19 protein-coding genes and 2 pseudogenes are annotated in these 23,301 nt (G+C 69.8%); 6 read left to right on the forward strand and 15 right to left on the reverse strand.

Annotated elements, in window-relative coordinates; translation table 11 throughout:
- Positions 1 to 95 precede the first annotated feature (95 nt).
- Positions 96 to 1,142: an NAD(P)-dependent alcohol dehydrogenase gene (locus tag J7E87_RS31540; protein ID WP_215098038.1), complete on the forward strand. Its 1,047-nt coding sequence runs from the start codon at positions 96 to 98 to the stop codon at positions 1,140 to 1,142.
- A gap of 202 nt (positions 1,143 to 1,344) precedes the next feature.
- On the opposite strand, the gene J7E87_RS31545 is transcribed toward J7E87_RS31540, so the two are convergent.
- From J7E87_RS31545 to J7E87_RS31570, 6 genes are all read right to left on the reverse strand, one after another.
- On the reverse strand, positions 1,345 to 2,994 hold the full coding sequence (locus J7E87_RS31545; protein ID WP_374195245.1) for a hypothetical protein: 1,650 nt from the start codon (positions 2,992 to 2,994) through the stop codon (positions 1,345 to 1,347).
- 111 nt (positions 2,995 to 3,105) lie between these two features.
- Complete coding sequence (locus J7E87_RS31550; protein WP_215098039.1) at positions 3,106 to 4,362, reverse strand: ABC transporter substrate-binding protein; 1,257 nt, start codon at positions 4,360 to 4,362, stop codon at positions 3,106 to 3,108.
- Positions 4,359 to 5,615: a branched-chain amino acid ABC transporter permease gene (locus tag J7E87_RS31555; RefSeq protein ID WP_215098040.1), complete on the reverse strand. Its 1,257-nt coding sequence runs from the start codon at positions 5,613 to 5,615 to the stop codon at positions 4,359 to 4,361. Before J7E87_RS31555 ends, J7E87_RS31550 begins: the two co-directional genes overlap by 4 nt.
- Positions 5,608 to 6,498: a branched-chain amino acid ABC transporter permease gene (locus J7E87_RS31560; RefSeq protein WP_215098041.1), complete on the reverse strand. Its 891-nt coding sequence runs from the start codon at positions 6,496 to 6,498 to the stop codon at positions 5,608 to 5,610. Before J7E87_RS31560 ends, J7E87_RS31555 begins: the two co-directional genes overlap by 8 nt.
- The gene (locus J7E87_RS31565; RefSeq protein ID WP_215098042.1) at positions 6,495 to 7,367 is read right to left on the reverse strand and encodes an ABC transporter ATP-binding protein; all 873 of its coding nucleotides are present in this window, start codon (positions 7,365 to 7,367) and stop codon (positions 6,495 to 6,497) included. The genes J7E87_RS31560 and J7E87_RS31565 overlap by 4 nt, the downstream gene beginning before the upstream one ends.
- Positions 7,364 to 8,242 carry an ABC transporter ATP-binding protein gene (locus J7E87_RS31570; protein ID WP_215098043.1) on the reverse strand — a complete coding sequence of 293 codons (879 nt, stop codon included), beginning with the start codon at positions 8,240 to 8,242 and terminating at the stop codon, positions 7,364 to 7,366. The genes J7E87_RS31565 and J7E87_RS31570 overlap by 4 nt, the downstream gene beginning before the upstream one ends.
- Before the next feature lie 381 nt (positions 8,243 to 8,623).
- Between J7E87_RS31570 and J7E87_RS31575 the strand changes: the two genes are divergently transcribed.
- From J7E87_RS31575 to J7E87_RS31585, 3 genes are all read left to right on the forward strand, one after another.
- Positions 8,624 to 9,928, forward strand: a complete 1,305-nt coding sequence (locus J7E87_RS31575; RefSeq protein WP_215098044.1) for a CdaR family transcriptional regulator — start codon at positions 8,624 to 8,626, stop codon at positions 9,926 to 9,928.
- A 193-nt stretch (positions 9,929 to 10,121) separates the two neighbouring features.
- A complete protein-coding gene (locus tag J7E87_RS31580; RefSeq protein WP_215098045.1) occupies positions 10,122 to 10,394 on the forward strand; it encodes a DUF485 domain-containing protein in 273 nt (90 codons plus the stop codon).
- The gene (locus J7E87_RS31585) at positions 10,394 to 11,998 is read left to right on the forward strand and encodes a cation acetate symporter (protein ID WP_215098046.1); all 1,605 of its coding nucleotides are present in this window, start codon (positions 10,394 to 10,396) and stop codon (positions 11,996 to 11,998) included. Before J7E87_RS31580 ends, J7E87_RS31585 begins: the two co-directional genes overlap by 1 nt.
- Positions 11,999 to 12,048: 50 nt before the next feature.
- Here the strand turns inward: J7E87_RS31585 and J7E87_RS31590 are convergent, their stop codons facing one another.
- On the reverse strand, positions 12,049 to 14,028 hold the full coding sequence (locus tag J7E87_RS31590) for a nitrate- and nitrite sensing domain-containing protein (protein ID WP_215098047.1): 1,980 nt from the start codon (positions 14,026 to 14,028) through the stop codon (positions 12,049 to 12,051).
- A 207-nt stretch (positions 14,029 to 14,235) separates the two neighbouring features.
- Between J7E87_RS31590 and J7E87_RS31595 the strand changes: the two genes are divergently transcribed.
- Complete coding sequence (locus J7E87_RS31595) at positions 14,236 to 14,820, forward strand: hypothetical protein (protein ID WP_215098048.1); 585 nt, start codon at positions 14,236 to 14,238, stop codon at positions 14,818 to 14,820.
- Between the two features lie 66 nt (positions 14,821 to 14,886).
- On the opposite strand, the gene J7E87_RS31600 is transcribed toward J7E87_RS31595, so the two are convergent.
- From J7E87_RS31600 to J7E87_RS31630, 8 genes and pseudogenes are all read right to left on the reverse strand, one after another.
- Positions 14,887 to 15,270, reverse strand: coding sequence for an MmcQ/YjbR family DNA-binding protein (locus tag J7E87_RS31600; protein WP_215098049.1), 384 nt, complete (start codon positions 15,268 to 15,270; stop codon positions 14,887 to 14,889).
- 517 nt (positions 15,271 to 15,787) lie between these two features.
- Entirely contained in the window at positions 15,788 to 16,507 is a 720-nt protein-coding gene (gene msrA / locus J7E87_RS31605; protein WP_215098050.1) for a peptide-methionine (S)-S-oxide reductase MsrA, read from the reverse strand.
- 300 nt (positions 16,508 to 16,807) lie between these two features.
- On the reverse strand, positions 16,808 to 17,914 hold the full coding sequence (locus tag J7E87_RS31610; RefSeq protein WP_215098051.1) for a serine hydrolase: 1,107 nt from the start codon (positions 17,912 to 17,914) through the stop codon (positions 16,808 to 16,810).
- A gap of 63 nt (positions 17,915 to 17,977) precedes the next feature.
- Positions 17,978 to 18,121, reverse strand: a pseudogene (locus J7E87_RS35670) (peptide-methionine (S)-S-oxide reductase); the annotation flags it as partial.
- 139 nt (positions 18,122 to 18,260) lie between these two features.
- The gene (locus J7E87_RS31615) at positions 18,261 to 18,812 is read right to left on the reverse strand and encodes a YciI family protein (protein WP_215098052.1); all 552 of its coding nucleotides are present in this window, start codon (positions 18,810 to 18,812) and stop codon (positions 18,261 to 18,263) included.
- Between the two features lie 311 nt (positions 18,813 to 19,123).
- A pseudogene (locus J7E87_RS31620) lies at positions 19,124 to 19,717 on the reverse strand (DUF4291 domain-containing protein).
- Between the two features lie 141 nt (positions 19,718 to 19,858).
- Positions 19,859 to 20,572, reverse strand: a complete 714-nt coding sequence (msrA, locus tag J7E87_RS31625) for a peptide-methionine (S)-S-oxide reductase MsrA (protein WP_215098053.1) — start codon at positions 20,570 to 20,572, stop codon at positions 19,859 to 19,861.
- A gap of 95 nt (positions 20,573 to 20,667) precedes the next feature.
- Positions 20,668 to 21,771: a hypothetical protein gene (locus J7E87_RS31630; RefSeq protein ID WP_215098054.1), complete on the reverse strand. Its 1,104-nt coding sequence runs from the start codon at positions 21,769 to 21,771 to the stop codon at positions 20,668 to 20,670.
- A 235-nt stretch (positions 21,772 to 22,006) separates the two neighbouring features.
- Between J7E87_RS31630 and J7E87_RS31635 the strand changes: the two genes are divergently transcribed.
- Positions 22,007 to 23,161, forward strand: coding sequence for a cystathionine gamma-synthase (locus J7E87_RS31635; protein WP_215098055.1), 1,155 nt, complete (start codon positions 22,007 to 22,009; stop codon positions 23,159 to 23,161).
- The last annotated feature ends 140 nt before the right edge of the window (positions 23,162 to 23,301 follow it).

Consider the following 23,301-nt stretch of genomic DNA (forward strand, 5'->3'; position numbering starts at 1 on the left):
GCCTGTCGACGCTGTCCCTGCCAGTAGTAGGCACGCTGGACGTAGGCACAACAGAGGGCTGGGTAAGTGTCGCGACCTGCCCCAGGCTGGATGCCATGACCACCACCGTTTCCGCATACGCCGCTCCCGCCGCCAAGGCCCCGCTGGAGCGGACCACCGTCCCCCGCCGCCCTGTGGGCGAGCACGACGTCCTCATCGAGATCAAGTACGCGGGCATCTGCCACTCCGACATCCACCAGGCCCGCGACGGCTGGGGCGAGGGCATCTTCCCGATGGTGCCGGGCCACGAGATCGCGGGCGTCGTCACCGAGGTCGGCGCCGGAGTGACGAAGTTCGCCGCCGGCGACCGGGTGGGCGTCGGCTGCATGGTCGACTCCTGCCGCGAGTGCGACAACTGCAAGGCCGGTCTGGAGCAGTACTGCACGGGTGGCGGCATGGTCGGCACGTACAACGCCCTCGACAAGAGCGGCGAGGCGACCTATGGCGGCTACTCCACCCATATCGTCGTCGACGAGGCATACACGCTGCGCATCCCCGACGGCCTGTCGCTGGACATCGCCGCCCCGCTGCTGTGCGCAGGCATCACCCTCTACTCGCCGCTTGCCCACTGGAACGCGGGCCCCGGCAAGAAGGTCGCCATCGTCGGCCTGGGCGGCCTCGGCCACATGGGCGTGAAGATCGCGCACGCGCTGGGCGCCGAGGTGACCGTCCTCAGCCAGTCGCTGCGCAAGAAGGACGACGGGCTGAAGCTGGGCGCCGATCACTACTACGCGACCAGCGACGCCGCGACCTTCGAGCAGCTCGCCGGCACCTTCGATCTGATCGTCTCCACGGTCTCCGCGCCGCTTCCGCTGGACAGGTATCTGAGCCTGCTCAAGACGGACGGGGCCTTTGTGAACGTGGGCGCTCCCGAGGAGCCCGTCTCGCTCAACCTGTTCTCCGTCATCGGTGGCCGCAAGACCCTCGCGGGCTCGGGGATCGGAGGCATCCGGGAGACCCAGGAGATGCTCGACTTCTGTGCCGAGCACGGTCTGGGCGCGGAGATCGAACTGATCCGCGCGGACCAGATCAACGAGGCGTACGAGCGGGTGCTGGCGAGCGACGTCCGCTACCGGTTCGTGATCGACACGGCGACGATCTGAGCCGACTGGACGATCTGGGCCGACCGAGCGGGTAGCGCGAGGTGCCCCGGTCGCGGCGGGTCGGGCGAGCCCGGCCCGCCGCGACCGGTGAAGCCTTGTCGCCGGGCCGCGCCGAATGGTCGGCGTGCGGCGGTCGGCTCAAACGGGCCGCCGGCCAAAACCGCCCCCGGCCCAACCACCCGCCGGCCCGGCCGGGATCCGTTCAGCAGCCCGGGTCCGCCGATCGCGGCAGCCGATAGGGCGACTCCAGCCGGTACTCTCCCGCCCGCGCCACCGTCAGCCGCGTCCACTCGCCGACCTGCCGCAGACACGCCCCCTCCGCCCGCAGCCACGGCGAGTACGCCACCCGCACAGTCACCGATCCGGCCGCCGGCATCCGTACGACCAGCTCCGCGTCATCGCCGCGCACCACCGTCGCCGGGGCGGCCGCCAGCGGAACGGCGTCCCGCACCCGGTAGACCGTCCAGCCCTCGTCCTGCCACACCCGCTCCAGCCAGCCGGGCCCGCTCCTGACGATCGCGGCCTCGCCCTCGGCGGGCCCGTCGGGACGCCCGTGGTGCAGCACAACGAAGCCGACGGCCCAGCGGTCCAGCCACTGCCGGTACGTCGCCTCGGTCAGCGACCCGTCGTAGAAGAGCCGCCCTCGCTCGACGTCGAGCTGCCGGTTCCAGCCGCGCGCCATATTGATGTGCGGGGCCAGGACGGTGGCCTCGCGGTGATTGCGGGCGGGGACGACCTCGACCCGAGTACGGTCGGCGCCCAGCCGCTGAAGCGCCCGTACGACACCGTCGGTCTGCGCGGCCCATGCGGGCACGTCGTTGGAGACGACCAGATCGTCCTCGGTCTTGTCGATCAGCCAGTACGTGTTCATGACGAGCGCGATCGCGAGCACGGCCCGCAGGAGCCCGCCGAGGTCGATCAGCGCACGTAGTCTGTCCAGCCCGCCGAGCTTGTCCAGCCCTCTGATCCCGCTCGCGAGTACCGCCGCGAGCAGCACCGGCGGCCCCACCAGCCCCACCAGCCGCTCGACGTTCGTGCCGATCGGCGAGGCGATGAGATACGTGAGCACCACCCCGGCGCCGTACACCCCGGCTCCGTACCGCACCACCGGCCACTCGCGCGGCGCCGCGACGGCCACCGCGGCGGATACGACCAGCGGCAGCCACAATTTGCCGGTCGCCATGGGCTGTTCGCCCTGGAAGGGGAAGAGCAGCGTCACTGCCGCCACCACGACGAACGGCGGCAGCGCGAGCGCGGCCCCTTTCCGCCACTGGCGGTCCAGGAGATACGCCGCCCCCGCCACCAGCAGGAACAGCCCGGCGACAGGACTGGCCATGGTCGCAAGCGCCGCGCACGCCGCCGCGACGGCGCTCCTGCGTACGTACAGCACGGCGAGCAGCCCGATCGCGACGCCCAGCGCGAAGGTCGTACGCCCCGAGGCCACGTTGCACCAGAGCGCCAGCGCCCCGACGACAGCCGGCCACACCGGTCGCGGCACCCCGCTTCGTACGAACAGGCAGGCCAGCACCCAGGCTCCGCCGAGGCCGGCGGACACGGACACGGCCCGTACGCCGAAGACGGCCATCAACGGGGGAGTGAGCAGGCTGTAGTTGGCGGTGTGGGTGCCGCCGTACCAGGAGAGGTTGTAGGCGGAGGCGGGGTGCCGCTCCAGGAAGCCGGCCCAGGCGAGCTGCGCGGCCAGATCGCCGCCGCCGGTCGCGAGCCGGCCGGCCCACAGGATGTACAGCGGCACGACGACGGCGATCGCGACGAGCGGGACGCGCCACCTGGGTGACGCGTCCCGCTCGCCGGCGCTTGTCCGTACAGTCTCTGTCTGTTCGCTGACCCCCACGCGGCAACCCTAATGGGGGCGTCGCCCGGCCGATCCGGGGATCGGCGGGCGGGCCCGCACCAGGGACGTCCGCCCTCCCCCGTCCGCACAGGGCGGGGCAGGGGTGACGCGTCAGCTCTTGGGCAGCGGGTAGGCCCGTGCCGCGGGCACTTCGTGGGCCGGCTCGACGGTCAGCAGTCCGCCCGCGGCCTGCTTGGCGGGCTTTTGGATGAAGGACTGGTAGGTCGCCGGCTTGGCGCGGTCGGAGAAGTCGAGCGACACTCCGAGAATGGTGAGCTTGGACTGCTTGCGGTGGGCCGCGGTGATGCCTTCCCGGGTCAGGTCCTTGGCCTTGCAGGCTGCCTTGAGGTCCTCACCGAGGACATTGATCGCGTTCCAGCCGCTGATGACGCCCGAGTCGAGCGGGTCCTTGGGGTACTTCGCCTTGTAGTCCTTGGCGAGCTGCTGGGTCGCCGGGGTGTCGGAGCTGAACGACGGGGCGGCGCTGACCACATGGAGCTGCTTCTCCAGGGCGGGTCCGACCGGCGTGGCCAGCAGCTGCGGGGCGAAGCCGGGTGCGTTGCTGAGGACCGGGACAGCGAAGCCCTGCGCCGCCGCGGTGCCGACCAGGGCCGCCGTCTGCTTGGGACCGGCGCTGAGGAGGATCGCCTTGACGCCGGCCTGCTTGAGCGCGGTGACCTGTGCGGTCAGATCCTGATCGGTGGGCTTGATCTTCTGCTCGACGATGCTCAGCCGGTGCTGCTTCGCCGCGTACTTGGCTCCGGCGAGGGCGTTCTCTCCGTATTCGCCCTCGAAGTAGACGTGGCCGATCTTGGCGCCGGGCTTCAGCTTGGCGGTGCGGACGACGAAGTCGACGCCGTTGATCATGTCTATGTCGTAGGTGGATCCGACCACTTGGACGTGCTCGTGACCCAGCAGGCTGGAGGCCCATGCCATCGGAAACGTCAGCAGGTGCTTGGCCTCGATCTCCTGCTGCAACGAGGACACCACGGGAGAACCGATCACCTGGGACAGAGCTGCCACATTCGGCTCGGTCTCGGTGAACGCGGACACGGCCTTCTGTACGTCGTAGCCGTGGTCCTTGACGGTGATCCGGACTTTGCGGCCGCAGACGCCGCCGGAGGCGTTGAGCTGGTCGGCGTACAGCTGCTGGGCGTTGACAATGCTCTTGCCGAGCGAGGCGTACGGCCCGGTGAGGTCGGTCAGCGCGCCCAGGGTGATCGTCGTGTCCGTCACGCCGGGCCCGGTCTTGAGGCCGTCGCTGCCGGCCGCGTTCGATCCGGTACCACTTTTGGTGCTGCAGGCCGTGACGCTCAGGGTGAGTACGGCAAGGACGGCCGCGGCCGGGACAAGGCGGGTGTGTCTCACGGTGTGTGCTCCTTCGGGGTGGTGCCTTCGACGCCCTGAGGGTTGGAGTCGGAGGTGGTGCGGGTGCGGAAGGGGAAGCGCCGGTTGCGGCGAGTGCCGTCGCCGGTGCGGCGCGGCCGTTTCTGGGCCAGGCCCGCCAGGCCGCCCGGTGCGAAGACCAGGACGAGGACGATCGCGGCGCCGTAGAGGTAGCGCGCGGCGTCACCGGGCGTCACTCCGGATCCGGTGGTCCCAGGAGCGCTGAGCAGCGGCAGGTGGTCGGCGTACTTGGTGAGGAGATGCGGCATCAGGGCGACGAAGACGGCTCCGGCGGCGGCGCCGCCGACCGATCCGAGGCCGCCGATGACGATCATCGCGAGGTAGTCGATGGAGAGCAGCAGACCGAAGTGGTCAGGGACGACGCGTTTGAACACCAGGGCCAGCAGAGCGCCGGCGGCACCCGCGTACATCGAGGACACGATGAACGCCGAGGCCCGGTAACGGGAGAGGGGAACTCCCATGACGGCTGCGGCGACCTCGCTGTCGCGTACCGCCGCCAGGGCACGGCCGGGGCGTCCGCGCAGGAGGTTGCGCGCGGCGAGCCAGGCCACGGCCACCAGTACGAGGCCGAAGTACCAGAGGCGTTCAAGTCCGCCGAACGGGACGCCGAGGACGGCGAGCCCGTCGGGGGAGGTGTCGCTGAAGGAGAACCCGAAGATCTCCAGCGCCGGCACGGAGCGGCCGTTGAAGCCGCCTGTGATGTCACGGGCGTTGAGCATTATGTGATGCCCGAGGAAGACCAGGGCGAGGGTGGCGATGCCCAGGTACATGCCGCGCAGGCGGCCGGAGATGGGGCTGAACAGCCCTCCCGCCGCGCCGGCGAGGAGGATGGCGAGAACGAAGGCGAGCAGGGGCGGCAGCCCGAGCCCGTACAGCTGGGCGGAGCCGGTGCCGGAAGGGTCCCCGGCCAGCCACACATACCCGTACGCGCCGACGGCGAGGAAGAAGGCGTGGCCCAGGGACAGTTGTCCGGTAGTCCCGGAAAGCAGGTTCAGTCCGATGGCGCCGACGATGGCGGCCATGGCGAACAGGCCCGTCTGAAGCCAGAACGACGAGACGTAGAAGGGCAGAGCGAGCAGCAGCAGCACACCCGCGGCTGCGGTCCCCGCCCGTGAAGCGGTGCCGGACCGCCGTCCGGAGGCGCCGCCCGAGCCGTCGGGGGGAGTCGCTGCCGTGGTCGCCGGGGAGGCATCGGGGGACAGGGTGTCAGACACGGGTCAGCTCCTTCGATCCGAAGAGGCCGGTCGGGCGGACCAGGAGTACGAGCACCATCACGAGGTAAGGGGCCACGTCGGCGAATCCGGAGCCCAGGACGCTCAATTCGCTCTGGTAGCCGGCGGCCATCGCCGCCGTCAGGCCGATCACGAGACTGCCGACCAGTGCGCCGGCGGCCGAGTCCATGCCGCCGAGGATGGCGGCGGGGAAGGCGCTCAGGGCGATCTGGCTGGTGGTGCGGTCCAGTCCCGCGGCGGGAAAGGCGGCGAGGAAGACCGCCGCCACCGCGGCCAGCGCTCCGGCGACGCACCAGGCGATGAGCCGTACGCGGTCCAGTCGTATCCCCATCAGGGCGGCGGCCTCCGGGTCGGCGGCCGCCGACCGCATGGACAGGCCCCAGCGCGTCCAGCGGAACGCCGCGAAGAACCCGCTGATGACCACGACCGCCACCGCGATGCTCGCGATCCGGGCGTCGGCGACGGTGATGCCCCCGAACTGCGTCACGTCGGCGCCCCAGGGGTCTCCCATGCTGAGGAAGTCGGCGCCCACCCGCCTGTTCAGTTCGGTACTGAGCAGGACGTCCACACCGATCGTCAGGATGGTCAGGGTGTGGATTTCCGCCCCCCGCAGACCACGGGTGGCCAGCAGTTGCACCAGCCCGGCGAGCGCCGCTGCCAGTGCCGCGCCGGCGAGCACGGCCGGTATGAAGCCGATGCTGTCGTGCAGCCGTGCCATGACGTAGCCACCGAACAGGAGCAGGGAGCCATGGGCGAAGTTCATGACACCCGACGCCTTGAAGATCACGACGAAGCCCAGAGCTATCAGCGCGTAGACCGAGCCCAGCGCCAATCCGTTCAGGATCGTTTCGGCCAGCTTGATCATGGTTGTGTTCCTTCGTCCTGAGCGGGGGTGCCGAGGTAGGCGCTGATGACGGCCGGGTCGCGCTGGACACGTTCGGGCGTCCCGTCGGCGATGAGCCGGCCGAAGTCGAGAACGGTCACGGAATCGGCGATCCGCATGATCAGGCCCATGTCGTGCTCGACGATGAGGATCGAGATGCCCAGGGCGTCACGGACCTTGGCGATGGTTTCGGCCATGGCCACCCGCTCGGTGGGATGCATACCGGCGACGGGTTCGTCCAGGAGCAGCAGCTTGGGCTCCATGCACAACGCGCGGGCCATCTCGACACGCTTGCGGTCGCCGTACGCGAGCGAACCCACCGGCTTGTCGAAGGCGGGGCCGAGGCCCAGGAAATCGGCGATCTCGGCCGCGCGCTCCCGGTGGCGGCGCTGCTCCCGTACCGCTTGGGGCAGTCGCAACGCGGTCGACGTGAATCCCGCGCGGGTCAGGCTGTGGCGGCCGAGCATCAGGTTGTCGGCGACCGTTCCATGGGTGAGCACGATGTTCTGGAAGGTGCGGGCCACTGCGAGCCGGGCGATGCGGTGCGGTGCCAGGCGGGTGAGGTCCTTGCCCGCGTACCGGACGGCTCCGGCCGTGGCGCGGTAGACGCCGGACACGACGTTGAAGCAGGTCGACTTTCCCGCTCCGTTGGGCCCGATGAGGGCATGGATCGTACCGGGGGCCACGGTGAAGGAGACGTTGTCGAGGGCAACGAGGCCGGAGAAGCGGACGGTCAACGCGTCCACCGTGAGTGTCGGCACCGGCTTCGGCTCCCTGTCCTCCTCCGGCTTCGGCTCCGGCTCCGGTGACGCGGCGCCATCGCGCGTCGTGGCCGCGGCGTTGCTGCTCATCCGTTCCACCTGCTCAGCTCGGTCAGACCAGGTTCGGTTGCCGGCCTGGCGGTCGAGGACGCGGCGGGCGACATCGCACCCTCGTCCGCGGTGCCGTCGACGTCGTAGCTCTCGCCCAGATACAGGCGCCGCACTTCGTCCGTTTCGGCGAGGTCCGCCGACGCCCCCTCCAGCCGCACTTGGCCGACGTCCAGCACCGACGCGCGGTCGGACAGGGCCAGGGCCATGGAGGCGTTCTGCTCCACGAGCAGGATCGACGTTCCCTGGGCGTTGATCTCGCGGATGATCGCCGCGATGCGCTGCACCATGAGCGGCGCCAGTCCCAGTGAGGGCTCGTCGAGCAACAGCAGCCGGGGGGCGGCCATGAGCGCGCGGCCCATCGCGAGCATCTGCTGCTCGCCTCCGGACAGCAGTCCCGCGGCCTGCCGCCGCCGCTCGGCCAGCAGCGGGAACAGCGCGAAGACGCGCTCGCGGGCCGCATGCCGGTCCGCGCGACCGCTACGGCGGGCCCCCAGGAACCCGGCCCGCAGGTTGTCCTCCACCGACAGGGCGCCGAAGATCCTGCGGCCCTCGGGCACTTGCACCACTCCGGCGGCCACAGACCGGGCGGGGTCCCCCGTCAGCCGTGTTCCGCCGAAGTGCACGGTGCCGCTGTCCACCGTGCCCCGATGGAGCGTGAGAGTCCCGGAGACCGCCCGCAGCAGCGTGGTCTTGCCCGCTCCGTTGGAGCCGAGGACGGCAACGATCCGGCCCTGTGGGACGGTCAGCGACACGCCATGCAGTGCCCGCACGGACCGTCCGTAGGTGACGTGGAGATCAGTGATCCGAAGGGATCCTGACTGCGCCGGTGCAGGGCTCACCGGTGGAGGGCTCATAGGGGGTCTCCTCGCAAATGGCGCAAACGAGCGGGTCGGACTGGGCGCAACCAGAACACGGCCCGAGCGGGGGGTCCATACAGAAACGGCGAGCCGCTGTCCGCTCCCAGCGGGAAGGCGTCCGGCTTGTGAGGACTCACAGTCGGCAAGGCCCTACTGAGCGGAAACATCACGGTTTGGCAGAGTCCTCGCCCTTGGATAAGCAACTGCTTAGCATGGTGGCCTCCGGGAAGAGCCGCCGACTTCCGCAAGTGAACTTCCGGACGCGACTTCCGCACGCCGACGGCTGACCCGGTGGAGGAACTTCGCTGCGCTCCGCGCAGCTCACGACATGGCAACTCGCTTGGTGTTCTCGCACGCCCCGTCCAACTTGGAGGGTCCATGCACGCCAGTTCCGTCCCCGGGAGCGTTCGCCCTCGCGGCCATGACGTATCCCTGCCCAGCGGTCCGGCGCCCGACGGCGGCGCGGATCCCTCTCCCCTCCAGCTCTTCGACCGTGCCTGTCGGCGTCTTCTGCGGCGCGGCCCGGAATTCGCCGAGACCGTGGTGGAGAGGATCCGCGCCGAGGTGCCCTACTACGCCGACCCGGTGCTCGCTCCGCCCGACGTGCGGCGAAACGTGGGCATCGGCATCCGCCACGCGCTGGAAGCCTGCGTGGATCCCAGCAGAATCGTCGACGTCGAGCGCTCCACCAGAGACCTCGGCATGAGACGCGCGGAACAGGGCCGCCCCCTCGACGAGGTACTGCACGCCTTCCGTGTCGCCGGCTCCGAGGTCTGGAGCGGGATCATCAGCGTCGTGGAGCGCGACGGACTCGGCGACACGCGCCAGCTCGTACACGTCGCCGAACTGGTGTGGAAGAGCAACGACCGCGACGCCGTCCTGGTCGCCGACGCCTACAGACAGGTCGTCGAGGGCGTGGCCAGCCGGCACACCGAACGCGTCCGGCTGATCCTCGCCGCCTTGCTGGAGACACGCAACGAACCGGAGTTCACCCGGAACGCGGCGGCAATCCTCGATCTGCCGCTCGACGGACGTTTCGCGGTGGCCGTGGTGGGGGCGACACCGCCGTACGGCCGCGCGCCGGAGAGTATTCCGGAGATTCGCGGCATCCGGATCCTGCGCCACACCTGCGGACGCCGCGATGTGCTCGTCGCCCACCTGGGCGACCGTCCCCTGGACGCCCTCGCCTCCGGCCTGGCCGCCGGTCCCGGGTTCCGTATCGGGATCAGCCCGGTCGTCCAGGGCCTGCAGAGCCTGGCCCGAGCGCGTGACATGGCGGGACTCGCCCTTCGCACGTGCCGGGCCGACGGTGAGGTCGCCCGGCTCGACTCCCGCCTGTCGGAGGGGCTCCTGATCTCGCGGCCCGATCTGTCCGCCGAACTGGCCCACGGGGTGCTCCGGCCCATGTACGACCTTGAACCCGCCGACCGGGACACACTGTTCGACACCGTCGGTATCTGGATCGAGAACGGCGGCTCCGCCGTCCAGGCCGCCCGGCACATGCTCTGCCATCGCAACACCGTGCTCAACCGTCTGCGCCGCTTCGAGCAGATAACCGGCCTCGCGCTGACCCGCCCCCGTGATCTGGTGCAACTCACCCTCGCGCTCGACGCCCACCGCCTGCTCGGGCCGGCCGCCGCACTCGGCACCACCGACGAACGCAATCCCCTGCCGACTGCCTGACGACACACGGCTCAGCGGCGGCCGGTGATCGTCGGCGGCCTGGCCGAATGGGCATCAGCACAGGCACCCATGGCGGGAATTGGGAGCGGACAACGGCCCGGGCGCAGCGCATGGACGGGCCGGGACGCGGGTGCTCTGGTGAGCCTCGCATCAGAGGTGACCCACCCGCATCCGCGCCCGCCAGGAGACCGCCATGGCCCAACAGCACGCCCCCCTGCTACATCATCGACCACGGCCGGATCGCCCGGGTCTGTCCTTCGCCGTGGTCAACGGACTGACGTTCAGCGTCCATTTGCTGCTCGCCTGCTCCGCCGCCGACTTCATGGCCACCCGCGTCTGGGGGAAAACCACCATCGGTGTGCTGGCCCTCCTCATCCAGGGTTTCCTGCTGGTGTGGACCGCGGCGCGGTACGACCGCCGTGCGGACCAACGCGTCGTTCCGCAGGAGCAGGAGCTGGATTACTGATGAATCCGGAGATTCTGCTCGCCGCGCCCGGTGCCCTGGACAGGGACACGCGCGCCCTGGTCCTCGTGGGCTTTCTTACGTTCATCGTCCCCATCTTGTTCATCTGCGTTCTCAGCGGCCCCGAAAGGGACCGGGTCAACGACTTCTACACAGCAGGTCGTACGGTGGCGCCCTTGCGGGGGGCTCTCGTACTGGCCGGCGTCTACCTGTCCGCCGCCACGGTGCTCGGCACCACGGGAAGCGTCGCGGTTTTCGGCTACGACGGTCTGTTCATCGCCATGTGCACCTTCCTGTCCCTCGGCGTGCTCCTCCTGCTGGCCCGCCCCCTGCGCGAGCGCGCCGGCTACACCCTGGGCGACATATTCGCCCTGCGGGCTCCAGGGCCCGCGGCAAGGATCGCGGCCGCCGTCGTGACCCTGAGCGCGTGCGTCCCCTATCTGGTCGTGCAGCTCTCCGGCGCGGGAGTGACCACCACAGCGCTGCTGGGACTGTCCGGTGCGGGCGCCGAACAGACAGCCGTCATCATGATCGGCGCGCTGGTCGTCTGCGCCACGGTGTTCGGCGGCATGCGCGGCACCATCGTGATTCAGGTGATCAAAACGGTGGTGCTGCTCTCCGCGGCCCTGGCTGTGACAGCTGTTCTGCTCCATCAGTTCCACTGGAGCGGCGACTCCCTGATCGACGCCGCCGGACAGGGCAGCGGCCGTCCCGCCGGCTATATGAGTCCAGGCCTCCGGTTCGCCGGCAGCCCCGACCCCGAGAGCACACTCGACTTCATCGGCCTGATGATCACGATCGTGCTGGGAGTGGCGTGCCTGCCACACGTGTCCATGCAACTCGGCACCGCTCCCGACGCGGCCGCCGCGCGCCGTACGGTGCGCCACACCATCGGCATCGTCGGCGCTTTCTGCCTCACCCTGGCTCTGATGGGCTTCGCGGCCGCCGCGCTGGTCGGTGCCCCTGCGATCATGGCCGCGGATCCGGGAGGCAACACCACCCTGCTGATGCTCACCGGCGAACTGGCGGGCGGCTCGTCCACCAACACGGGCGGTGCGTTTCTCGTCGTACTGGTCTCCTCCGCGGTGTTCCTCACCACGCTCGCGGTCGTAGCGAGCATCACCCTGGCGGCCGCGGCGGCGGTCGCCCACGACCTGTACACGCATGTCCTGCGCCGCGGGCGCACGACCGAAGGCCGGGAGGTGGCCGCCGCACGCTTGGCGTCCGCCGGGGTGGGCGTACTGAGTATCGGACTGGCGGTCTGGGTCCAGGGATGGAACGTCCTGTTCCTGTCTGCTCTCTCCCTGGCGGTGGCCGCCTCGTGCCTGCTTCCGGCACTGGTGTACTCCCTCTTCTGGAGCGGCTACACCCGCACCGGGCTGCTCTGGACGCTGTACGGAGGCCTGGGCTGCGCCATCGGACTGCAGATCTCCGGCCCGGTCTTCTCCGGCTCCCCCTCGGCGCTCTTCCCGGACTGGCACCTCGACTGGTTTCCGCTCCAGACGGTCGTCCTCGTGTCGATGCCCGCCGCTTTTCTGCTCGGCGCGCTGGGCAGCGTGATGGGAAAGCAGCGGGTGCGGGAAGTCGCGGAACACGCCAGGGCATGAACCGGCGCACTCGGCTACAGCTGCCGACCCGCCACAGAGCCGCGCCGAGTTCAGCCGGCCGTCACCGACTGCGTCTGTGCCGACTGCGTCTGTGACACATCGACGAGAGTGGCCGGCAGGGCGATGTACGCGGTGACGCCCGCGGCCCCGTCCTGCCCCTGGGTGGGGCGCAGTTCGACCTGGGCGCCGAGCCGGGCCGCCAGTGTCCCGACGACGTAGTGGCCGAGGTAGCGGGTGGGGGCGATCAGGAACGTTTCCCGGCCCGCGAGACGGGCGTTGGAGCGGGCCAGTTCCTCGTCGGTCATGCCGGAACCCCGATCGACGACCGCGAGGCAGTAATCGCCGCCGTCGCGCCAGCCGTAGATCTCTACCGGGTACGAGGGAGGTGAGAAGACCAGGGCGTTCTCTATGAGTTCGGCGAGCAGATGGGAGAGCTCGGCGACGGCCCGGCCGCGGATCCGGCCGTCCTGTACGTCGGTCACAGCGACGCGCTGGTACTGCTCGACCTCGGCGATCGCCGACTGCACCACCTCCGTCGCCGTCACCACGCCGGACCAGGTGCGCGGCGGCAGTTCCTCCCCCGCGAGCACGAGCAGCGACTCGGCATTGCGGCGCATACGGGTGGCCAGGTGGTCGAGTTCGAAGAGCTCACCAAGCGCGTCCGGGTCGATTTCCTGGCGCTCCAGGACGGTGATCAGGCCGAGCTGGCGCGAGAGCAGCGCCTGATTGCGGCGGCCGAGACTGGCGAGCGACTCGGAGGTGTTGCGGCGGAGCACAGCCTGCTCGGTCGCAAGGCCGATCGCGGTGTGCTCGACATTGTGCAGGGCGGTGGCGAGCCTGGTGAACTCGCGGGCGCTGTCGGGGACCCGGCGGGACGGTTCAGGGACAAGTTCGTCGCCCGCCTCGGCCTCCTGGATACGGGCAACAGCGGCGGGCAGCCCGGTACGGGCCACCGAGTCGGCCTCATCGGCAAGTGCCATGAGCGGCCGGGTGATCGAGCGGGCGGAGAGCACGGCGAGTGCGATGGCAACGACGAGGATCAGCACGCCGAGGCCGATGAAGCCGCCCAGTTGCCTGGTTGCATCGTCCCCGATGCGGTCCGCGCGACCCCGCACATCGGCGCCGATCTGCCGCTGAACACGGTGGAGTTGGTCGACGAGAACGGTCATCGACGACCACCAGCGGCCGGGGTCCACGGCGAGCCGGCTGCCATCGGCTCCGCCCTCCGCCCGCTTCTCGTAGCCGTCGGCGCGCCGGGCGTCGCTGGTGGCGAAGGCGGCGGTGAGCGCGGACTGCTGGGCGGAGGTGGCGAGTTCGGAGTACTGACGAAGGAAGGCCAGCCGGTCCGCCCGTACCTCGGTGAAGTCGAGAAACTCGCTCTCCTTGAAACGCCCGGCGGCAAAGACCCCGTTGAGGGAGCCGCGCTCCAGGGCGACCGCCTCGGTGGCTCGGGCGAGGGCCTGCAGGGCGCCCATCGCGTTGGCGAGGGGGCGGTCACCGCGAGCGGGTTCCGCCGCCGCGGCGCTGATCAGTCCGTCGATCGCCTCGGTGTACGCGGCCAGGGTCGGCGCGCGCTGGGCAGCGCCGTCGTCAACCGTCCGGCGCACGTCGGCCAACGCCGCGACGGGGGAGAGCGCGTCCCGTAAGTCGTCGGCGGTATCCGCTCCCGCGCCGCCCGCCGCGAGCAGGGCGTCGAATCCGGTCCGGGCGGTGTCGGTGCGGGCACGCTGAACGTCGACGTCGTCGCGGTACTCCTCGGCGCCGCCTACCAGCCCATTGGTGAGGCCACGTTCGCGTTGCAGCTCGCGCACCAGATCCTGGGCTTTGAGGACAAGCTCGACCCGCCCGGCGGTCTCGCGCGCCGCGGACCAGTCGGCTCCCCGGTCGACGACACCCAGGCCGGTCACGACGAGCAGCAGACAGGTAGGAACGGCGAGCACGACGGCTACCCGGCCGCGGATCGTGCCCCAACCGGGCAGAGCGGGAAGAGCGGGCTGTCGCGACAGAGTGCCTCGTAGGTTGCGAATCACCTCGACGACGATACGAAGCGGCGTGCCCGGCGCGGTTTCCCGGCGGTAAGGGGATGGTTGCTCCCGGCTCACAGGAAGCCCGGCCGCGCCGCGCGCCGTTCGCCACCCTCCTGTAACTCGGCAGCGGGCGAACTGAGTTGTGGGCGGGATGCCGGTCCATACCCGTCGTGTCGTACGCATGCATCGCGTTCACTGGCATCACCGATCATGGCCACAGTGATCTTGACCGTCGGGCTGGCGTTCATCGGTTACCTGGCGACCTATCTCAACGGGCTGCGACTGACCCAGAGGCAGGCTCGGCTAACACGTGTCAATCTGCAGTTGAGCGACTTCCACGGTCCACTGTTCGCGCTGATGGAAGCCAACAGCCGTACCGACGACACCTTCTCCGAGAAGCACGCCCGCTCCGACGGCCGCGATCCCTTCGACCATGACGTACCTCCTACCGAGCACGAGCTCGCCGAGTGGCGCACATGGGCCACCACCGTCTTCATCCCCAACATTCAGGCGATGCGCGATGTGGTGGTCGCCAAGGCCGATCTCCTCATCGAGGAGGAAATGCCCCCGGTCCTGCTCCAACTCTGCGCACACGTCTCCGGCTACGAGATCACTGCCGCACGTTGGGCTGAGGGCCGCCATGAAGAGCACCTGTCGGTCATACCGTTTCCCGGCCGTGAGTTGATGGCGTACACCCGTTCCCGGTTCACACGCCTGAAGAGCGAGCAGGCGAGCCTGCTGGGCCACACCGCCGGCCCGGGACGTCGGCGCGTGCTCCTCGGCCGCCGACGATGAACCACGTCACTGGTGAGGCAGTCGCAGGCACCTTTCTCTTCGGTCCACACGCCGACCGGGGCGCGATCAGCGGGCCTCGAGCTCGGCGATCAGCTTCTTCGTGGCGATGGTGCGGTAGCTCTCCTCCACCCAGTCGCAGAGCACCTCCGCCGATGGTGCGCCCTTCTGGGCGAGGGGAATCTGCACCCAGCCCGCCTTCCCCAGCCCGTAGCCGGACGGCTCAGCGCCCGGGCAGGACAGGGCATGGGCGTGCATCGCCTCGTCCTTGAGTTTGACGCCGACACCCAGCGGATAGCTGCCGTCGGTCACTCCCAGAAAGACGAAGATCTTCTTGTTGACCTTGACGACGGTCTCGCCCCAGGGAAATTCCTCGCCGGCGCTGGGCAGTCCCAAGGCAAAGGACCGCACCTTCTCCCATTTCGCCAGCGCGTGCTTCGGTGGTGCCGCCATCCCGTCCTCCTGATTGCGCGGTCTGTCCCGTCTCACGCTACTGAACTGCGACTGCACTTCGCGGCGGCTCAAGCGGCCCTCGGGCCTGGTCGGCTCCGCCGACCAGGCTTTGTCACTACGTACACGTCGCCGCCGGCGGTGGGGATTGAGCGTCCGATCATCGCGGCCATGTCTGCCCGGCCATGTCTGCCCGGCTACCGCCCGTCGATTGCCGAGGCGCGCTGCTGAAGTCGATTGATGAAGTCCCGGTGGCCCGCCCTGCGTGCTCGGTCGGCACGCAACGTGCCCGCCAGACGCGACGGGGCGGCGGCGAACCGTCCCGTCCACGTCGCCCTGGCAGTCAGTCGGCTCCTACCCGGGGGTGCTGGGGCAGTCAGTTGGCCGGGGACAAGGCGGCCGCGATCGTGACCGCCACCAGGACCAGCGCACCCGCACGGTCCCGCCACCCGGCACCACTGCGCTGCACGGCAGCACCTCTGCAGTCGCGCTGTTCAGGTGGGGAGCTTCTGCCGGTGGGCTACATGTCCTTTGCATCCGGCGCAGGGGCGATCCCCGTCGGGCAGGACGATCCCCGGTTGGTTTCGAACGGAGTACTCAGCTGGACCCCGGTCCCGCCGATCCCGCAGTACCCGGCCGGGTTTTTGTCCAAGTACTGCTGGTGAAATGCCCGCGCCGGATAGAACGGGTGGTCCTCGGCCGCGAGGATCTCCGTGGTGATCTCGCCGTATCCCGCGGCGGACAGGGCCCGCTGGTAGCGCGTCCGTGTCTGCTCGGCCGCCGCCCGCTGGGCGGGTGAGTGGGTGAAGAGGATCGACCTGACGTGGGTGCCGACGTCATTGCCCTGGCGGAAGCCCTGGGTGGGGTCGTGCGACTCCCAGAAGAGCTGGAGCAGCCGCTCGTACGTGATCTCCGCGGGGTCGAAAACCACCCGCACCGTCTCCGCGTGCCCCGTCCGCCCGGTGCGTATCTCGTCGTCCACCGGGTGGGGCGTGTAGCCGCCCTGAAAGCCGGTCAGGGTGGTCCAGACGCCCGCCGGAAGCTGCCAGAACCGGCGCTCCGCGCCCCAGAAGCAGCCAAGGGCGAAGTCGGCGACCTCGAAGTCCTCGGGGTAAGGGCCCTGTAACGCCGTCCCGAGCACGGTGTGCCTCTCGGGAATCTCGTACGCGAGCGCGGGGCGGCCCGGCGGAGCCTCCTCGGGTGCGGGCAGACGCAGATCACGATTCCGTGCGAACGACATGGCAGCCTCCTCATCCTCTGTGGGCGCTGAGATCGGCGCTTCGGGCGTCGAACCTTCCCTTGATGTAGGCGCCCAATTCGGCGCGCGCCGACTCTACTTGTCCGAGTGCCTGCTCAGCTTCGGCGTTCTGTGTGGGATCTGAGTGCGCTGTGCGCTGCCTACCGGGTCTTGGCCGGCAAGCAGCGCACTCGGTGTCGCTGTCGCTTCTGCGGGCGGTGGGTCAGCCATCAGCCTTCGCAACGCCGATTGGGCAGGACACGCCTGTCCCGACGAGTCTGTGCTGCCATGTGACCCGCTGGATCAGGCGCGCAGACCAATGAGCCCGTCATACGCGGCCGTGACGATCTCTAGTCCCCGATTGTCGTCCGCGGGTTCGCGCATCTGATGTGTCACGTACGCCACTGCCATACGGGCGTCAGGATCGATCATGACCAGTGAGCCGCCCCAACCGCCCCACCCGTAGGTGTTGCCGAAGAGTCCGTAGCCCAGACCCCAGCGCATCGGCATCCCCAGGACGCGGTCATCGCCGTGGAACTGCTCCTCCCGGGCACGGTCACAACCCGCCTGCGACAGCAGCCGCGCCCCCCGCACCGTTCCTCCGCAGGCCATCACGGACTGGACGAGGGCGACCGAGCGGGCGTTGCCGAGACCGTTCGCCGCAGGGATTTGCGCACGGCGCCAGGCCACGCTGTTCCCGTCGTGGACCCGTATCGGGGTCCCGGCGGCGGGAGTCGCGCCGCTGGCGGGGGTACTCGCGGCGTAGCCGTCGTCCCGGGACTGTGGCGGGATCGTGAGCGCCACCCGGTGGTCGTGCTCGGCGGGCAGGCCGATGTGGAAGTCCGCGCCCAGCGGGCCGGCAAGCTCGTCGGCGAAGAACGCGCCCAGAGTCCGGCCGGTGATGCGGCGTACGACCTCGCCCACGAGGAATCCCTGGGTGAGCGAGTGGTATCCGGCCTCGCTGCCCGGCTCCCATTGCGGAGCCTGCGCGGCCAGTCGTGCCGTGGCGGACGCCCAGTCGTACAACTCCGCCACCGGCCCGTCCCAGTCGGGCAGGCCAGCCGTGTGCGCGAGCAGGTGGCGTACCAGCACCTTCTCTTTGCCCGCCGCGGCGAACTCCGGCCAGTACCGGGCGACCGGCGCGGCCAGGTCGAGTTCGCCACGGTCGGCGAGAACCAGGGCGCACAGCGCGGTCATCGTCTTGGTGACGGACCAGACGTTGACGATCGTGTCGCGCTGCCACGGGATCGTACGGTCGGCGTCGGTGAATCCGCCCCAGACGTCCACCACCGGCCGGCCATCCACGAAGACGGCCACCGAGCCACCGGCGTCTCCCTCGTCCAGCAATGCCGCCAGCGCGCTGGGCACGGCAGTGAACAGATCATCGTATGAGCCCTGAATGTCCGCCATGCGGAGAATCTAGCCAGCTCGGGGTGACGCGACGCAACTGAATTCCCGGCCCGCTAGGGGCGGCTATCCCTCAGTGGCTTCCGGCGCAGGGGCGATGCCGGTCGGGCACGACGCCCCCCAGTTCGTCTCGAACGGGGTACTTAGCTTGACCCCCGTCCCGCCGATCCCGCAGTACCCCGCTGGGTTCCTGTCGAGGTACTGCTGGTGTTAGGGCTTACAGAGAATTAACTTGTGGGCTTTGGGGCTTGACGTCCCAGGTCAGCGCGACGCCCGCACGCATGTTGTTTCTCCGCGAGCCCTTACAGCGGCTAACACAATGAGGCCGAAGGCTGGCGGCGCCCTCAGTTCATGACGGCCGCCCGCCGAACTGCCAGTTGTGGACCTCAATGTCGGCATACAGGCCGGAGGTTAGGACGGCGCGTGCCGTGTCCGGGTCCGGCGCCCGGACCAGCACCGCCGTACCCAGCCAGGTGGCGGCATCGTCGGCCAGCAGCGGCCCATATGCGATCAGTTCGTCCCGGTCGGGCGGCACGGCTAGGTCAGCGCCCTGCCCCGCGCCAAGGCCGAGCACCAGGTATCGGTTGCCACCGGTCCGACCACCGGCGAAATCCCACATGGTGCGCCCCAGCATGTTGCGCCACCGGCGCAGCAGCACGTCCCGGTACACGCCGGCCTGGTAACCGGGCTCGTCAAAGGCGAACGCGCGGGCGGCGGCGGGATCTGGCAAGTCGACGATGTGCACGCTGCCGGTGGGCATGCCACCGTCACTGGTGAGGGTGGGGCCGCGGGCGATCATCTCCTTCTCATACCGGTCCATGTAGGACCAGTGCTCTTCCAACAGCTCGTGGCGCAGCGCCACGGAGCCGGTCCGATCGCGGTGGTAGCAGAAGAACTCCATGCCCACACTCTCTACTACCAGGCGCCGCGCCAGCTCATACTTGCGATCACCCCGGCAGCGAGCCGAACTACCTCTACCGGCGGGAAAACAATGTGCCCAGCTGTCGGTAAGTGATGAGGCAGCAGGCGAGTTTGAGGAAGGCTTCGTGGATGTCGGCTCGGCCCCGCCAGCAGCTCAGGGGTGAGGCCAGGACTCACTTGTCGTCGGCCGGAGCGACGCCGATCGGGCAGGAAACGCCCCTCCCGGCGAGCCTGCGCTGCCACGTGACCCAACCCAATTACGACGGTTGGTTGTTCGACGAGCTTGTGCGTTCACGGACGTAGGTGGGCCAGCAGTTCCTCTGCGGCAGGGTAGGGACGCTCCTGTGGCAGTAGCCGGGCCGCGGAGTCGAAGTCGCCGCTGCTCACGAGAGTGTGGATCTCACGGGCGAGTGGGGTCACGTCGCTGACGGCGACCGTCCATTCGTCCGCGTAGCGTCGTACGGCCTCACCGGCGAGGCCGAGTTGCAGGGAGCGGTACGGCAGGGCGTGCAGATGCAGGTCGCGCTCGGGATCCCACTGGATGCGAGTAGGCGTCGCGCTTCAGCTGACGCTGCCAGGTGGCGCGGTCGGGGTGCACCCCACGCACATAGCTCGACAGGCACGCGTGGCGCAGCGCCCACTCGAAGCCGTCGCGCGTGATTTCCACAGCCAGGACGGTCTCCTGACCTGCTTTCGTACCCCAGCCGCAGCGGTACATCATCCACAGGACGACGGCTTGATCCACGTCATCCGGTCCCGTTTCCATGCCGGAGGGAAATGGCCCTCTTGGGCGGCGGGTTGGCCGATTTCCGGGGAGTACGCCTGGTAGACGGTGACCGTGGATGCTGTGTAGACAGCCCGGATCCCACGCTGGGGTTCTTCCATGGCGGACAGCGTGGGGTCGGCCGGTGCGCGGGGCCACTGATTTTCTACTGCCGATCCCTTTGTGGGAGAGCCGGCCGTAGCACTGCGTGAGGTGCCGGTGCCACGACCGCCCTCCTGAAGCGCGGGACGGGGTGCCAACGGCTACTTGTCCGTTGCCTCCGGCGCTGGGGCGATGCCGGTCGGGCACGACGCCCCCCAGTTCGTCTCGAACGGGGTACTCAGCTTGACGCCCGTCCCGCCGATCCCGCAGTACCCCGCCGGGTTCTTGTCGAGGTACTGCTGGTGGTACCCCTCCGCCGGGTAGAACGGGCGGCCCTCCGCCGGCAGCAGTTCCGTCGTGATCGTGCCGTACCCGGAGCCCGTCAGGACCCCCTGGTACGCCTCCCGGGACGCCTCCGCGGTCTTCGCCTGGGCATCCGAGTGGGTGTAGATCGCCGAGCGGTACTGCGTGCCGACGTCATTGCCCTGGCGGAAGCCCTGCGTCGGGTTGTGGGACTCCCAGAACACCTTCAGCAGCGACTCGTACGAGACGACCGACGGGTCGAAGACGACACGGACCGCTTCCGTGTGGCCGGTCAGGCCCGAGCAGACCTCTTCGTACGCCGGGTTGGGGGTGGATCCGCCCTGGTAGCCGACCAGCGTCGTCCAGACGCCGTCCGTCTGCCAGAACTTGCGCTCCGCGCCCCAGAAACAGCCCAGGCCGAAGTCTGCGACCTCAAGGCCCTCCGGGTACGGGCCGAGCAGCGGGTTGCCGAGGACCGTGTGGCGGTCGGGGACGGAGAACTCGGGGGTCGGGCGGCCGCGCAGGGCCTGGTCGGGGGTGGGGAGCTGGGGGGTGCGGCGGGACAGGAACATGCGGATCTCCTCGACGGTCGGGCCTTCATGACAACGTTCGGGGGCGGGCAAGGATTCCTGGCCGCACAGCCCCCCGACCTCCCGCCGGACCCGCCTCACCGCAGCAGCGTCGCCGGGCTCCCGCCATTCGCCTCGTACCCGGCCACCGCCAGATTCCGGTACACCGTGTACTCCGCCGCCGGGTCGCCGCTGTGCGTCCATGGCAGCGCGCCGACGTGGCCGTCCACCCTCACCAGTTGGTTCATCGCCTCCGCCCACCTCTCCGACCGTACGAGGAAGAGGACCAGCAGATGCCGTACGTGCGCGAGCATCGGGTCGTCGGGGCGGGCGGAGTGCACCGCGAAGAGCGCGCCCTCCATCGCCTTCGTCACGACCGCGCTCTGGTAGAAGCCCTGCACCAGGTTGACGTCGGGAACGTGCTCGTACACCGCGAACAGCGGCAGCGCGGCCAGCAGCGAGCCGTGCGGGGCGCGGGCAGCGGCCGTCGTGGCGAAGTGGTCGGCCTCCTGCCGGGAGCCGTGCCACTTCTCGCACCAGTAGTGCAGCGCGGCCAGATGCGCGCCCATGTGTTCCGGCGCGCGGTCGATGACCTTCGCCCACAACTGGTCGAACTGCTCGGGGGGGTAGCCGAGTCCGCGCGCGACGGCGAGTTCGACGATGTACGGGACAGGGTCTCCCGGCGCGAGCAGAGCCGCCTCGCCGCAGACCGCACGGGCCTCCTCCAGGATGATCCGGAAGTCGTCCGTCCCCGCGGTCGAGGACCGCCAGGCCTGCTGTACCAGGAACTCCGCGTGCACCTGCGCGCCGCCCGCGTCCTTCGGGGACTCCGCGCGCCAGGCGCGCAGCCATGCCCCGCCGACGCCCGGCCGCTGCTGGAGCTCCAGCGACGCCGCCCCGGCGAAGGCCTGCACGCGCTGCCAGCGCACCTCGCCGTCCTTCGGGGTGCCGGCCAGCAGCTGGGACGCGGCCCGCCAGTCCTGGGTGTGCTGCACGACGTCGAGTACGTCGAGGAGGTCCTGGTCAGGTCCCGGCAGCCGGATGTCCAGCTCTTCCTGGCGCATGAATCCGTACGTGTCCGGGTCGGCGGCGTCGGGCGAGCCGGGCGCGACCTGCCGGATGCCGGAGCGGCGGCGCAGCGCAAAAGGACCGATGACCGCGGCCAGCATGGCCATCGCGATCAGGAACCAGAGAATCTCCATGGCCCCATTGTCTCCAAGACCGCAATGTTCTGGACAGCGGCGGGGGCGGGCTGGGGACGGGGGTCCGGCCGTACTGTCCGGACAGCGGGTGGGGTGGGGGCGTGGGGGCCAGGGATAGGACCGCACGGCCCGGGACAGCTACAGGGCGGGCCGTCTCGGGTCCGGCCGCACAGTCCCGGACAGTCGCCGGGGCGGGGGGCGCCCCCGACCCGGACCCGGACTACGCTCGGGCCTCATGAGCGACCAGCACAGCTTGCAGAGCTTCGAGACCATCGCGATCCACGCGGGCAACACGGCGGACCCGCTGACAGGCGCGGTCGTCCCGCCCATCTACCAGGTGTCCACCTACAAGCAGGACGGTGTCGGCGGACTGCGCGGCGGCTATGAGTACAGCCGCAGCGCCAACCCGACCCGTACCGCCCTCGAGGAGAATCTCGCGGCGCTGGAGGGCGGCCGGCGCGGGCTCGCCTTCGCGTCCGGACTCGCGGCGGAGGACTGCCTGCTGCGTACGCTGCTGGAGCCGGGCGACCATGTGGTGATCCCGAACGACGCCTACGGCGGCACTTTCCGGCTCTTCGCGAAGGTCGTTTCCCGGTGGGGCGTCGAGTGGTCGGTGGCGAACACCTCCGACCCGGCCGCGGTGCGCGCGGCCCTCACCCCCAAGACGAAGGTCATCTGGGTCGAGACCCCGTCCAACCCCCTCCTCGGCATCACCGATGTCGCGGCGGTCGCGGACATCGCCCGGGGCGCGGGCGCGCGTCTCGTCGTGGACAACACCTTCGCCAGCCCGTATCTGCAGCAGCCGATCTCGCTCGGCGCGGACATCGTCGTGCACTCGCTGACCAAGTACATGGGCGGGCACTCCGACGTCGTCGGCGGTGCGCTGATCGCGGCGGACGCGACGGTCGGCGAGGAACTGGCGTACCACCAGAACGCGATGGGCGCGGTGGCAGGACCGTTCGACGCGTGGCTGGTGCTGCGCGGCATCAAGACGCTGCCCGTCCGGATGGACCGGCACAGCGCGAACGCCGCCCGGGTCGCCGAGATGCTCACCAGCCACCCCAAGGTCACGCAGGTCCTCTACCCGGGGCTGCCGGAGCACCCGGGTCACGAGACCGCCGCGAAGCAGATGAAGGCCTTCGGCGGGATGGTCTCCTTCCGGGTCGCCGGCGGTGAGGAGGCGGCGGTCGAGGTCTGCAACCGCGCGAAGCTCTTCACGCTGGGTGAGTCCCTGGGCGGTGTCGAGTCGCTGATCGAGCACCCGGGACGGATGACGCACGCCTCGGTGGCGGGCTCCGCCCTGGAGGTTCCGGCGGACCTGGTGCGTCTGTCGGTGGGCATCGAGGCTGCCGATGATCTGCTGGCGGACCTGCAGCAGGCGCTTGGCTGAGCCGGGCGGACCGGAGACCGACGCCCGGCCGGCGCCTTCCAAAACCGGCTTCCGGCTTCCAAAACCGGCTTCCAAAACCGGCTTCCGGTCGAACTACGGATCCGGCTTCGAGCCGGGCCGCGGAAGTGCTCCGGCCAGGC

The sequence above is a fragment of the Streptomyces sp. ISL-1 genome (genome assembly GCF_018614585.1).
GTDB classification, from domain to species: domain Bacteria; phylum Actinomycetota; class Actinomycetes; order Streptomycetales; family Streptomycetaceae; genus Streptomyces; species Streptomyces maoxianensis.